This window comes from Chitinophaga deserti, assembly GCF_003149455.1.
In the GTDB taxonomy this organism is placed as follows: Bacteria; Bacteroidota; Bacteroidia; order Chitinophagales; family Chitinophagaceae; genus Chitinophaga; species Chitinophaga deserti.
Window position 1 is genome coordinate 149,527 of record NZ_QFFK01000003.1, and the last position, 13,626, is coordinate 163,152.

General features: G+C 51.8%; 11 protein-coding genes. 7 read left to right on the forward strand and 4 right to left on the reverse strand.

All coding sequences use genetic code 11. From position 1 onward, the window contains the following. Positions 1–31 precede the first annotated feature (31 nt). The 3 genes from DEV76_RS07875 to DEV76_RS07885 all read left to right on the forward strand — a co-directional run bounded on the left by DEV76_RS07875 (position 32) and on the right by DEV76_RS07885 (position 3,346). Entirely contained in the window at positions 32–1,387 is a 1,356-nt protein-coding gene (locus DEV76_RS07875; RefSeq protein ID WP_109696929.1) for an NAD-dependent succinate-semialdehyde dehydrogenase, read from the forward strand. Positions 1,388–1,784: 397 nt separating this feature from the next. After that, a complete protein-coding gene (locus DEV76_RS07880; RefSeq protein WP_109696930.1) occupies positions 1,785–2,546 on the forward strand; it encodes a glycosyltransferase in 762 nt (253 codons plus the stop codon). Next, complete coding sequence (locus DEV76_RS07885) at positions 2,546–3,346, forward strand: polysaccharide deacetylase family protein (protein ID WP_109696932.1); 801 nt, start codon at positions 2,546–2,548, stop codon at positions 3,344–3,346. Before DEV76_RS07880 ends, DEV76_RS07885 begins: the two co-directional genes overlap by 1 nt. On the opposite strand, the gene DEV76_RS07890 is transcribed toward DEV76_RS07885, so the two are convergent. Beyond that, the gene (locus DEV76_RS07890) at positions 3,292–4,551 is read right to left on the reverse strand and encodes a DUF6807 domain-containing protein (RefSeq protein WP_109696934.1); all 1,260 of its coding nucleotides are present in this window, start codon (positions 4,549–4,551) and stop codon (positions 3,292–3,294) included. The two genes, DEV76_RS07885 and DEV76_RS07890, sit on opposite strands and share 55 nt — an antisense overlap. A 106-nt stretch (positions 4,552–4,657) precedes the next feature. Between DEV76_RS07890 and DEV76_RS07895 the strand changes: the two genes are divergently transcribed. The 3 genes from DEV76_RS07895 (at position 4,658) to DEV76_RS07905 (ending at position 7,013) form a co-directional block, all read left to right on the forward strand. Continuing rightward, positions 4,658–6,142, forward strand: coding sequence for a hypothetical protein (locus DEV76_RS07895; protein ID WP_157962774.1), 1,485 nt, complete (start codon positions 4,658–4,660; stop codon positions 6,140–6,142). Then, complete coding sequence (locus DEV76_RS07900) at positions 6,129–6,392, forward strand: hypothetical protein (protein WP_109696938.1); 264 nt, start codon at positions 6,129–6,131, stop codon at positions 6,390–6,392. The genes DEV76_RS07895 and DEV76_RS07900 overlap by 14 nt, the downstream gene beginning before the upstream one ends. Before the next feature lie 195 nt (positions 6,393–6,587). After that, on the forward strand, positions 6,588–7,013 hold the full coding sequence (locus DEV76_RS07905) for a hypothetical protein (protein ID WP_157962775.1): 426 nt from the start codon (positions 6,588–6,590) through the stop codon (positions 7,011–7,013). Here DEV76_RS07905 and DEV76_RS07910 read toward each other — a convergent pair whose 3' ends face one another. Next, positions 7,014–8,033 (reverse strand): dipeptide epimerase, encoded by a 1,020-nt coding sequence (locus DEV76_RS07910; RefSeq protein ID WP_109696943.1) that lies wholly within the window; start codon positions 8,031–8,033, stop codon positions 7,014–7,016. It lies immediately after the preceding gene. A 47-nt stretch (positions 8,034–8,080) separates the two neighbouring features. After that, positions 8,081–10,465 (reverse strand): 4-alpha-glucanotransferase, encoded by a 2,385-nt coding sequence (locus DEV76_RS07915; protein ID WP_109696945.1) that lies wholly within the window; start codon positions 10,463–10,465, stop codon positions 8,081–8,083. A gap of 193 nt (positions 10,466–10,658) precedes the next feature. Between DEV76_RS07915 and DEV76_RS07920 the strand changes: the two genes are divergently transcribed. Continuing rightward, positions 10,659–11,573, forward strand: coding sequence for a BPSS1187 family protein (locus tag DEV76_RS07920; RefSeq protein ID WP_109696946.1), 915 nt, complete (start codon positions 10,659–10,661; stop codon positions 11,571–11,573). Positions 11,574–11,639: 66 nt separating this feature from the next. Here the strand turns inward: DEV76_RS07920 and dnaK are convergent, their stop codons facing one another. Then, positions 11,640–13,559 carry a molecular chaperone DnaK gene (gene dnaK, locus DEV76_RS07925; protein ID WP_109696948.1) on the reverse strand — a complete coding sequence of 640 codons (1,920 nt, stop codon included), beginning with the start codon at positions 13,557–13,559 and terminating at the stop codon, positions 11,640–11,642. Positions 13,560–13,626: the final 67 nt, after the last annotated feature.

The following is a 13,626-nucleotide window of genomic DNA, read 5'->3' on the forward strand; positions in this document are numbered from 1 at the left end:
GCCGCGGCGGGAAAATTCTTATCTTTAAGCTATGAGTTTCGAGAGCATTTACCCCTTCAACGGAGAAACCATAGCCAGCTATCCGGCCCATACGCCGGATGAACTGCAGGCTAAGCTGAAAGCCGGTCACCGTGCATTCCAGGCCCTTCGCCAGGCACCGCTTTCCCAACGGGCAGAATGGATGTTAAACGCAGCCCGGCTGCTGACGGAGCAGGCCGACAGGCATGCGGAACTGATAACTAGGGAAATGGGAAAAACGCTGAAGGAAGCAAAGGCAGAAGTAGGAAAATGTGCTGCCACAGCCGAATACTACGCCGCCAATATCGAAAGCATGCTGCAGCCGCGGATCATATCCTCCGACGCGCGAAAAAGCTATGCCGCTTTCGAACCCAAAGGCATCATACTCGCCATCATGCCATGGAATTTCCCCTACTGGCAGGTACTGCGGTTCGCTATTCCCAATTTGCTGGCCGGCAACGCCGCCGTACTCAAACATGCCAGTAATGTAAGCGGGTGCGGACTGGCCATTGAAAAAGTATTCCTCGAAGCAGGATTCCCCGAAGGGGCATTCCAGGCATTGCTCGTAGCTTCAAAAGATATTGAACCCATCATAGCAGACCCTCGCGTACAGGGTGTAACGCTTACCGGCAGTACACCCGCCGGCATGAGCGTGGCCTCACTCGCAGGGAAGCATCTGAAGAAAACAGTGCTCGAACTGGGCGGGAGCGATCCCTTCATTGTCCTGAAAGATGCTGACCTTACCACTGCTGCCACTACCGCCGTAAAAGCCCGCATGCAAAACGCAGGACAATCCTGCATCGCCGCTAAAAGATGGATCGTGGATAAAAGCATCGTGGAAGATTTCACGCAACGGGTGCAGGATATCATTTCTTCCATGCAACAGGGCGACCCTTTCCTTCCCGGAACCGACCTTGGCCCCATGGCCCGTCCTGATCTCGCCAAAGACCTGAACAGCCAGCTGCAAAGCACCATCTGGCAGGGTGCAGAGCTCCTGGCAGGCGGGGAAACCAATGGCGCTAACTTCGCTGCCACCCTCCTTTCCGGCGTTAAACCCGGCATGACGGCTTTCGACGAAGAAACCTTCGGTCCCCTGGCAGTTGTCATCACCGCCAACGATGAGCAGGATGCCATCCGTCTCGCTAATAATACCCCCTTCGGACTGGGCGCTTCCATCTGGACGAAGGATCTTGAAAAAGCTGCCCGTCTTGCCCCGCTTATTGAAAGCGGCAATGTGTTCGTAAATGCCATGATGCGGTCGGATGCACGGCTGCCATTCGGAGGCATTAAACAATCGGGTTACGGGCGTGAGCTTTCCATAGAAGGGGTGCACGAATTCCTCAATATAAAGACCGTTTATATCCAGTAAAAACCTTCTCTTTTCCGTCAATACAGTTGACTTTCAACTTCCCACGTTCGTAGTATTTAAGTAAAATTTAAGGGCTCCTGCTAGAAAAGCATAGGGGTAGTTGGTATATTTGGGCGTCCTTAGAGACAGAACCTAACTAATATGCATACGACCGATGTAACGGCAAGGGCCAGCGCATCCAGCCAAGAAGGCCATTTATCCCAACGCCAATTCATCATACGCCTTTCCCCAAAGGTATATTCTCGTTTCCGGGCATCCGTGCCGGGAAGAGTTCTCATGCTGTCAATCTGTTCGGTGAACTAAAACTATGTACGCGGGCTGCCCCGGGTAAAAAAATGCTGTATTGAATATTTGAAACCTAACGTACGAGCTGTGAATTAAAAAAGTTGTAACAGACATGCTGGAACTATCGAAGTTACCTTTGAAAACAAACCTGACTATAACAGACAACAAGGTAACACCCAAACTTGACCTCATTATCCCCTGCTGCAACCCTCCGGAAGGGTGGGTAGGGCAAATGACAGCGGATTTCCGGGAACTGCAGGCACTCATGCCCGGAACAGACATACGCCTGATACTGGTGAACGACGGATCCGTCCGCAACATGCACTCCGTTATGTTGCAGGAACTGACGAACCGCATCCCCGGCATCCGCATCATTGACCACCCCGTGAACCGCGGTAAGGGATATGCATGCCGCTTAGGCGTAGCAGTAAGCGATGCCCCCTATCTCGTGTGTACCGATTACGACTTTCCCTTTGGTGTGGAAGCAGTAAAACGTGCCTTCGACAAATTGCTGGATGGTGTGGATGTAGTAGCTGGCTCCCGCGGGCACCAATACGTTGCACTGCTGCCGCCCACCCGTAAAATGATCACAAGGGTAAACCGCCTGATGAACCGTTACCTCCTCCAATTACCCGTGGCCGATGCGCAGGCGGGATTGAAAGCTTTCAATACCCGTGGCAGAATGGAATTCCTTTCTACCCGGATAGATGGTTTTCTGTACGACAGTGAGTTCGTGAAACGGGCAGGGCGTAATAAAACACTCAGCATACAGTCTATTCCCATCTCCTGCCGGCCCGATATCCGGTTTTCCGATTTCAGGAGTACGGTACTGCTGCGTGAATTTGTTAATTTTATGGGATTACTCGTTAAGTAATGAAGCAGATACTGATCAGCGTTGATGTGGAGGAATTTGATATTCCTGAAGAATATGGCCAGCAGATACCGCTGGAAGAGAAGCTGCGTGTGAGTGAAGCCGGTGTGCGTAAAACGCTGGCCCTGTTTGAGGAATGCGGTGTAAGGGGGACCTTCTTCATTACCGCTTTCTGGGCGAAGCACTATCCCGAGCTGGTTCGCATAATTGCACAACGCCACGAGATTGCTTCGCATGCTTATTACCACGACCGTTTTGAAAATGCAGACCTGCTGGCATCCCGCCTCGAACTGGAAAGCATTTCAGGACAACCCGTTAAAGGCTTCCGGATGCCGCGCCTTAAACCAGTGAGCATAGATGTATTACATGATGCGGGTTACAGGTACGATGCTTCCATTAACCCTACATGGCTTCCCGGGCGCTACGATAACCGGCATATTTCGCGGCATGTACATACCAACGGGCCATTATGGATTATGCCGACCTCTGTTACGCCAAGGATGCGCCTCCCCGTTTTCTGGCTCAGCGTTAAAAACATGCCGCTCTGGTTTACCCAAAACTGTACTACCAGTATTCTTGCAAAAGAAGATTATTTCAGCTGCTACTTCCACCCCTGGGAGCTGGAAAACATCGGCCACTATAAACTACCCGTTTATGTGCGCCGCGTACATGGCAACAAACTGCTTGAAAAGATGCGCAGGTATCTTTGCTGGCTGGGTACGAAAGGTAAATTCGTTACCCACTCCGACTATCTCCGCGAAACCGGGCGGCTCACCATTTCCACCGTCACCTCTGCAGGATAAGCATAGTCTTTCCATAAAGCCTCCGCTTTCTGCGGTGTCATCTCTCCGTCGAACGTAACCACGCGGTAACGCTGTGAATAGGTTTGTCCGGGTACGAGCGGCCAGGGCTTGTTTTTGGTAGGACTGAAGTTAACGAACACCTGTCCTTCCTGGTCCTTTTCCGGCCATATACGCAGTGGCTGGGGAGCGTTGAAGTTATTGGGATCAGACAATACGAGCAATCCGCCCTTCCCGCCTTCCAGCGCACCCTGCATAATGAACCACCGTGCAAGGGAACCGTCTGCATCCTTCCTCGTTTTACCTTCAGAAGAAATGAGCTGGCTGTTTTCGTTATTCCAGAAAGCCGTGCCCCTCATCGCGAAGCCTCCGCCATAGCGGTATTCATTAAGAGTAATGGGTGCTGCGGAAGCACATTGGAGAGTAGAATTATAATCCCAGGTCATATAATCGTCGGGGCGACTGTAAACGATTACTTCCAGCTCTTCTGTCATGGCAGCACGATCAGGGTTACCAATCACCACATGCTCCTGTACCTGCCGGAAACCGCCGTATACCGTGCCTGCAATAAGGTGGTTGCGGGGAGATGATATGGGGCGCACGGTGCCGGAACGCTTCTTCAGGTTCCAGAAATCTACCGTTTTCCCTTCGAACTCCGTATCCGTCCAGGGGTTCCAGATGCCGAGATGGTGGTAATGATCTTTGGGATGGATATTGGTGAGTACCTTTCCTGATGGCGTCCATGCCGGGTGAATAAATCCCCCGCGGCGAAAGGCAGTATCTGCCCCGGCAGGTGGTTCCATGATCGCGGCACGGTAATGCAACGCCGAATCCCTGCCCCGTTCAATAGTAAATCCACCATCCTTTTCATAATAGGTTACTCCATCCTGCGGCGATTTGCCGGCCGAGCCTCCTTTCGTCGTACGGATAAGATCATAGGAACGCTCCTCACCAGCCGGGAGGTCTTTATACATCCGCCAGGTAAGCATATCATCACCGGATTGCAGATAATCCTCTGTCTTTTTCCCGTTCTCTTTACACACAAGCCTGTATGCTACTCCCGGTTCAATATCGAAAGGTATGCGGATGATAGAGTTATGCCGGTCGAAAGCGCCGGATTTAACAGTGATCCTGGCAACAGTTTGCGCCAGAGCGGAGTTGCCCATTATGAGCGCAAGGCAACATAGGACATAATACGGTTTTGCCATATTATAAAAGGTTATTATAAACGAAAAATATGCATTCCTGCCCACATTTACAATAACTGGAAATAGTGTAATTTAGCCTGTATTGAACCCCAAAACCCCCTCATCCATGAAAAAGGATAAAATCATCGTATCCAACAGGAAAGCGCTGGAATCGAAGTATGGCGCCAAATTACCCTCCATTTTGCAAGATCTTGAAGACCTGAAAGCCGCCGATAAAGAACGGGGGCTCGACAGTGTGATCGTATTCCTCGACGATACCAGGGCCATGAAAAGCTACAAGGTAACTGCCGTGAAAAACGCAGAAGATGCCCGCCAGAATAAACGCGCCATCGATGGATTGTACAAGCACTTCCAGCCGGATTACATCCTCATCGCCGGTGCCCAGGACGTAATTCCTTTCCAGCCCCTGAAGAATCTTATTCACAGTCCGGATGATGAAGACGCCATCGTTCCCAGCGACCTCCCATACGCAAGCGACAAGGCCTGGTCAGAAGACCCGTCGAAGTTCGTGAGCCCCACCCGTGTAGTAGGCCGCCTGCCCGACCTGCCCGGCGGTAAAGACCCCAAGTACTTCCGGTCGCTCGTCCGCGATGCTATCGCCAGCAAGCCCGGCAATCAGAAAGATTACCTGAATTACTTAGGGATCAGCGTATACGACTGGCGCCTCTCTACGCAGCAAAGCCTGCAGAACATTTTCGGTAATGCAGACCAGTTACACCTCTCACCCACAAAAGGCCCCCGCTGGACGCCCACGCAGCTGAAAGCCAAAACGCATTTCATTAACTGCCACGGTGCACTGGAAGATGGGAATTACTACGGCCAGAAAGGGGGGAATTACCCCATCTCTCATACATCAGGATGGCTGGAGAAGAAGATTGCAAAAGGCACTATTGTGGCGGCTGAATGTTGCTATGGCGCACAACTGTATAATCCCACCATCACAGATTCCGGTTACCCCAGCCTGGCATCGCAATACCTGCTCCAGCACGCTATAGCCGTGGCGGGCAGTACTACCATTGCTTATGGTCCTACAGAAGGCCAGGGCCTGGCAGATCTCATTACCCAGTATTTCCTCATCAATGTACTGCGGGGTGCTTCTACCGGCCGCGCCTTCCTCGAAGCACGGCAGCGCTTCCTGGATGAAATGGGGCCTACGCTGGACCCTTATGAGATCAAAACGCTTTCCCAGTTCTACCTGCTGGGCGACCCTTCGCTGGTACCGGTAAACGTACCCACTAAAATGCGTGATGTCCGCGAGAACCGGCGGGATAGTACACAAGCTAAAGGCGAGATGCTGGGCCAGTTCCTTGCTACCCCTAAGCAGGTATCCGGCACCACAGAGCCTGCTAATCTCAAGGCTCTCGTAAAGGCCCATAAATTCCCCGGTAAACTAACCAAGAAGGTATTCATAACAGAAGGCGGCACACCTCCCCTCACCCGCGGATTACATGCGAAAGGCGTGGGAGGACAAGTGAAATTTCACGTATATTCGGCATCTAAGTTTCACGGCAAGTTCAAGGAAACCAATGTGTTGGTGGTAAAAGAAAGGGCCGGACAGATATTGGGAGAACGAACATATGTCAGAAGATAAACCAGATAAACTGCAAAAGGTGAAAGGGCGGCTTACGCTGCGCACCTTTGCGAGAACTACCAAGAGCGAAAGCCTGGGTGTGTACCTGGAAACGGAGAACGACTGTTTCCTGATACGCCCGGCTTCCGGCAACCCCTTTATGAATAATCCCCTCGCAGAACTGGCCGGTAAATACATTGAAGCCACCGGCCGCAGGAGTTCCTACGTCTTCTTTGCCACCAAATGGCGCGAAATCCCTGAACCCAAATAATCTTCACCAAGTAATCCAGCTCTTTCCGTTCATGTAATCGGATGCAACCTTACAGGCACAGTTGCTGTCTTTAAATTAAACAAAACTGTCGCCATGTTCCGCCATTCTAATTCCTGGTTGACTGTTTGTTTACTTGCAGTGTTATACCTGTGTACTGTGCCCCTGCAGGCAAACTGTCAGCAAACCAATCGCCTCATGCAGCAAAAAACCGCTGCATTACCCGGTACTTATTACATCTCCTTCAAATCCCATGTAGGCACGTTGCGCTATATGCTGCATATCGACAGCATAAGCGGGATGTTCTTTTACGGGAGAATGGAAAATGATCTGCGGTATAGCCCCAACCGCAGGGATTTCTGTTACATTAAAGGGATCGTAACACCGGGAAAACGTTATGATTTCATCATGAAACCCGATCTGAAGCACGGGGCACCTTACGTTTTATCGTCGTGCAAGCCACATGAATGGCTGCTCAACAACAAGGTCTATTTCTCCTTCCGGGAGGAAGGGATCATCAGCGGTTATATGCTGGTGCGTAACGATTTTGATGCGCCAACGTATAGCTTCTCGGGGATGAAACAGGTACCGGCTGCCGAAGGACCGGTACTAACGAGGAAATGATCAGCTGGTACGGGTGAGCACAGCGCCCGTGCCATTCCGGTCTGCATAATGGATCACTCCATTTTCGATGCGTACGCCACTGGCGATATCTTCCGCGAGGAGGAGCGGCCCGTCCATATCCACGAAATCAAGATATGGCAGCAGATGCGCTACTGCGGAGGTGCCAACCGTACTCTCGTTCATGCTGCCCGTCATTACTTTCATGCCGCGCTGCTTTGCTTCGAGGATCATTCGCCGCGCCGGGGTAATGCCGCCACATTTGGTAAGCTTGATGTTGATGCCATGGAAGTAGCCATGGCAGCGGGCCACGTCCTGCTCCACTATACAGCTTTCGTCTGCAATTAGGGGCAGTGCAGATTTTTCGAATACCTTCTTCATGCCATCCCAATCGGCAGCAGGCATGGGCTGTTCTATGAACTCCACACCCAGTTCCCTGAAGGCTTCTGCATTACGCAGGGTTTCATCCACCCCCCAGGCGCAATTCGCATCCACCCTGAATACTGCGGAGGTATGTTTGCGCAGCTCACGAATGATGGCGATATCATCTTTCGTTCCTAATTTGATCTTATAGATGGGCCAGGGGAATTCCTGCAGCTTCTTCACCATATGCCCCACGGTATCTATGCCAATGGTGTAATCCGTCATAGGATTATCCGAAGGGTCGAGGTGCCATACTTCATACAGCTTCTTGCCAAGTTGCTGCGCATAGAGATCATGTGCGGCAAGGTCAATGGCGCAGAGTGCAAACATGTTATTCTTCAGGCGGGGAAACATTTCGTCCCAGAAAGCTTCGGGTGTATCGAGTGTATAGTTTTCAATAAACGTGCGATGCGCATTGATGGCATCCATGAGCATGGGAACGGTGATATTGTAGTAGGAATTGTCGGCCGTTTCACCCAGCCCGCTGAAGCCGTTTTGCGTAAGTCTGGCAACGAGGAGGGGCTGTACGTCTTTACTTTTCCGGGAGATGGTAAAGGTATGCCGGAATTTGAGTTCAAAGGGATATAATGTCAATTCCATAGGATAAATATACGGCGGAAAGTTTCATTTCCTAGGGCTATGGAAAGCTAACTATGCCTGCCCGAATCAGAGAGCAGTGTATGTATTTTACTGCGGAGAGTTGTGGCTTCCAGCAGTGCTTCCAGCGTGAGGGGCATCCGGTAACGCCAGTACCACGGATATATGGCCGGAACATTGATGCGCTCCCGTGCAGGGTCTTCCGGATGCGGAAGTGAGGTGTCGAGCGACAGCCAGTCCTGCAACTGCAGTATACACCACATGGCCGGTGAAAGTAACTGGCGGCGGATAGCCGGCTCCGTATCTTCCTGCACCTCACTCCGGAGGGTACTCATATCATGGGTGGAAGGCGTAATAACGGAAAGATAGGGAGCATCAGCAGGCGTTCTGCCGGGGTAGCGCGGCATCCTGTCTACCTCCAGGCCTAAGATGCCCAGTCCCGCCATCACTTCAGGTACGCTGTGCGGGATAAGGCCGAGGTCTTCCCCGCAAACGAGCATATTGGTAGCGCTGGTGAGTACCGGCAATTTTCGCATGGCCGACTCCCGCCACAAAGCATCGTGCCGCCGGAAAAAGAATTCGTCAGACAAGCGGCGGAGCAGTTCCTGTTCGGCAAATGGTAAAGACTTAAACGAATAGGTATCCGCTAATCCGAACCGTGGGTGAAACGCACCCTCCACCGGTTCCAGGAACAATACATTTGATACCAGCAGCCGCAGCCCCCTTGCCACTGTGGGCTTCTCTCCGGCAAAAGGCTGCTGTTGCTTCATCCGGTAAAAGCCGGGAGATTCCGCTTCCAGGTATTCCTTCTTAACTCTTTGAGCATCGTCACCAAATACCTGCTGCAGGATGGCATCAGTTATATAGGGCCGGCAATATCTTTCCCGGGAAAACGGGATGCCGGCTGCGGTTAATTCATCAGCAGTAAATGGAATGGAAGGATGAAAATACCCCATCAATGCGCTGGGTGCATGGCGTGGAACCTGCCACAGGCGGAAGAACCCCAGCACATGATCGATCCTGAATGCGGAAAAGTATTGCGCCATATGCTGCAACCTGCGCCGCCACCATACATAGCCTTCAGCTTCCATCTGCTCCCAGTTATAAGCCGGGAAACCCCAGTTCTGTCCTTCTGCAGCAAACTCATCAGGCGGAGCTCCGGCCTGAACCGTCGTATTGAATAAAGCAGGTTGCTCCAATACATCCGCACTGTGTAAGAACATCCCGATGGGTAAGTCCCCTTTCAGCGCTATGCCTTTCGCCTGCAGGGAGGCAACGGCTGTTGATAACTGGCGGTGCAGCTGGTATTGTACGTAGCAATAATATCCCGGATCATCCGTACCATCCCTGCGGCAGCAGAAAGCCGCATAAGCATTCAGCCAGTGTGCTTGTGAAAGCTTCCACTGCCGGAAAGCTTCATCCGGTTTAAATGTGCGGTAAAAACCCCGTAAAGTGGTTTCCTTGAAAGCAAGGGTTGCTTCATAGTCCATCTCCGGCAAATCCAGCCGTTGTTGCTGAACGGTATATCCTTTTACGGGACCAATGGCAGGCAGGTGAATATAGACAGGATGTAATGCAAAGGCCGACACCGCAGCATATGGATACGAATCCTGCCAGGTACGGCTCCAGGTGGTATCATTCACCGGTAACAGCTGAATAAGCCGGATACCTGTGGCAGCAGCCCATTCTCCCAGCAAAGGCAGATCGGCGAATTCCCCGCAGCCCAGGCTCTTCTCCGACCGAAGGGAGAACACCGGTACAGCCACTCCCGCTCCTTTCCACTGCTCCCTTGGGAAACGGGCAACCCCGTCATCAATAGTGGCCGGTCCTTCTGTAAAAAAGGTCCTGTTATCGCCCTGCTCCCATTCCCAGTCGTCTTCCCCGCCAGATAAACAATACTTGTATGCGATGGCCGTATGTAATGGTAACTGTACGTTTGCAGTAAATATCCCGTCTTTTCCGGAGCGCAGGGGAACTGCAAAATCCGGCGCCCAGTTGCCCAGTGTTTCTGCATTACCCAGCAGCCATACTGATTTGTCTGCAGGTAATAGCGGTACTCTTATTCTGAACTGGTAACTGCCTACCTCACCTTCTGCAGCCGGCTCCCCTGCTGCTGTATGCCCTGCAAAAAACACTTCCTGAAAAGGTGCTTTCATCCAGGCTTCTTCATGGCTGCCGGGCCACTGGAAAGTATCCTGTATGGCATAAGCGTCAACGTTAGCAGGGATCTCAACTGTTCTCAATGCCACCTCCTGCCAGATGCCCTCCGATTCCACAGCATACCTGTATTCAATCACGGGATCATCCCATTGCAGCGTATATGCCCACAAGGCATCACCGGCATATTCCATGCCCAGCCGCTGCCCGTTGTCGGGGCAGAGGAACAATTGCTGGCCCCATGTAGAAGCAAACCGGACATAAAAGCGGAGGGTCATGCCCGGAAATTACAAAAAAACAAGCATACCCTTCCGGCCATTACATTTCCTCCCATGGCACACAGCATTCCCTATTGCAAGCCGGTGTCGGATACATTACCTACTACTTTGAATGTAAAATCAATAACTTGTTACTACTATCACACTAAACTGTATTTGAAATAAAATCTATCGTAACTCCGTTTTTACAACCATGATCCGCCTACTTATACTATCCGCCTTCCTTGTAGCAGCATGCTCCAAATCTCCCGGTCTCCCTACTCCGCCGGGTCTCCGGGAATATGTAGTGTTACCATCTGCCACCAGCACAGCTATCTCCACTTACAACGAGCCGCATTATGCTTACATTATCCCCGACGACAAGCGGCGTAACCAGCTCCTCGTTTTCCTCCCGGGCACAGGAGCTGAGCCTAAAAACTACCGCAAGTTCATACGCCTTGCTGCATCCAAAGGATACCACGCCATAGGCCTTATGTATCCCAACGAACCTGCTATCAACCAGATTTGTGCAGGATCTGGCGATGTAACCAGCCACTCCCGCGCTCGTCTTGAAATCATCGATGGTACCGACCGGCATGCAGGCGTGAATGTGAATACCGGCAATTCCATCAACCAGCGCCTCCTCTCCCTTTTACAATACCTCCATAAAGCCCATCCGGAAGAAAACTGGGCACAGTATATTTCCGGTGCACAACCGGCTTGGGAGAAGATACTCATGGCAGGGCACTCCCAGGGTGCAGGGCATGCTGCCGTGATGGGTAAAACCTATCCCCTTCACAGAGCCATCCTGTTTTCCGGTATGGACTTTCTCACCAATGGACTAATCCCCGACTGGGTTCAGAATACTACCCGCAGCGACCGGTTCTATGCCTTGCATCATGAACAGGATGAGCTGCTGGATATAGATATCGTTAAGAACGGCTGGAGCCATCTTGCCATGGGTACTCCTGCCACGGCAGACCAGCCCATTGCACCGGCAAGCCGGGCGCTTACCACCAAAGCAGCTCCGGCAATACTCCTGCCTTCCAGGTTTCATAATATGACAGTGGTAGATGTTTACGCACCTGCTTCCATCACAGATAATGCATGGGTGCATTTCCTGCAGTAAAATGCAGGGCATAAAAAAAGCCCGGAAGCTTACGCTCCCGGGCTTTTTTCTTATTCGCAGTGATCCTTATTTTACTTCTTCAAATTCAGCATCGGTAACGGTATCACCGTTAGCGCCCTGCTGACCGGCCTGCTGCTGTTGCTGTCCGCCCTGTTCGGCTCCGCCATTAGCGCCGCCTTGTGCCTGGGAAGCCTTGTACATCTCTTCAGATGCGGCAGTCCATGCAGTGTTCAGTTCGTTTACAGCGGCATCGATCTGAGCGATGTCCTGGGTCTTTTGCGCTTCACGCAGTTTCTCCAGTGCGCCTTCGATAGGTGCTTTTTTCTCAGCGGGGATTTTATCGCCGTATTCTTTCAGCTGCTTTTCAGTCTGGAAGATGAGGCTGTCTGCCTGGTTGATTTTCTCAACTTTTTCACGGGCGGCTTTATCTTCCGCTTCGTTGGCTTTAGCCTCGGCTTTCATCTTTTCGATCTCATCTTTATTGAGGCCGCTGCCGGCTTCGATACGGATGTTCTGAGATTTGCCGGTGCCCTGGTCTTTCGCAGTTACGTGCAGGATACCGTTGGCATCGATGTCGAATACCACTTCGATCTTAGGCACGCCGCGTTGCGCAGGCGGGATATCGTTGAGGATGAAGCGTCCCAGCGTTCTGTTCTGGCTGGCCATGGGTCGTTCGCCTTGCAGTACGTGGATTTCTACGCTGGGCTGGTTATCAGCGGCAGTAGAGAACACTTCGCTCTTTTTAGTAGGAATGGTGGTGTTGGACTCGATGAGCCTGGTCATCACGCCGCCCATGGTTTCGATACCGAGGGAAAGCGGAGTCACGTCCAGCAGCAGTACATCTTTCACCTCACCGGTGAGTACGCCGCCCTGGATAGCAGCACCTACAGCCACAACTTCGTCAGGGTTTACACCCCTGTTCGGTTTCTTACCGAAGAATTTCTCCACTACTTCCTGGATGCGGGGGATACGGGTAGAACCACCTACCAGGATTACTTCGTCGATTTTGCTGATATCGATACCGGCATCGCTCAGTGCTTTACGGCAAGGCTCCAGTGTTCTTTCCACCAGGCTGTCGCTCAGCTGCTCAAATTTAGCACGGGTCAGTTTCTTCACGAGGTGCTTGGGCACACCGTCTACCGCAGTGATGTAAGGCAGGTTGATCTCGGTCTCCTGGGAAGAAGACAGTTCGATCTTCGCTTTCTCAGCAGCCTCTTTCAGGCGCTGCCATGCCATGGGATCTTTATGCAGGTCTACAGCTTCGTCTTTCTTAAAATCATCTGCCAGCCAGTCCATGATCACTTTATCAAAGTCATCGCCACCGAGGTGGGTGTCGCCGTTGGTAGATTTCACTTCAAACACGCCATCACCCAGTTCGAGGATGGATACGTCGAAGGTACCGCCGCCAAGGTCAAACACAGCGATCATGCTGTCCTGATGTTTTTTATCCATGCCATACGCCAGTGCTGCGGCAGTAGGCTCGTTGATGATACGGCGAACAGTGAGGCCCGCGATCTCTCCGGCTTCCTTGGTTGCCTGACGCTGGGCGTCGTTAAAGTAAGCCGGAACGGTAATAACCGCTTCAGATACTTCCTGGCCGAGGTAATCTTCAGCCGTTTTCTTCATTTTCTGAAGGATCATGGCTGAAATCTCCTGCGGAGTATACATTCTGCCATCTATATCGATGCGGGTAGTGTTGTTGTCGCCTTTTACCACTTTATAGCTCACGTGGCTCTGTTCGTTGGACACTTCGTCGAAATGACGGCCCATGAAACGCTTTACCGACATGATGGTGTTAACGGGATTGGTGATCGCCTGGCGCTTGGCGGGGTCGCCCACCTTTCTTTCTCCGTTCTTTAAAAATGCCACAACCGAAGGGGTGGTACGGCGCCCTTCGTCATTGGCGATAACTACCGGTTCGTTGCCTTCCATTACAGCAACGCAAGAGTTGGTAGTTCCTAAGTCAATACCTATGATTTTTCCCATAATGATAAAATTCTCCTTTGTGAAACAGTGTGTATCCCGGGAGTACCGGGCTTGTCCTCGTATAGTC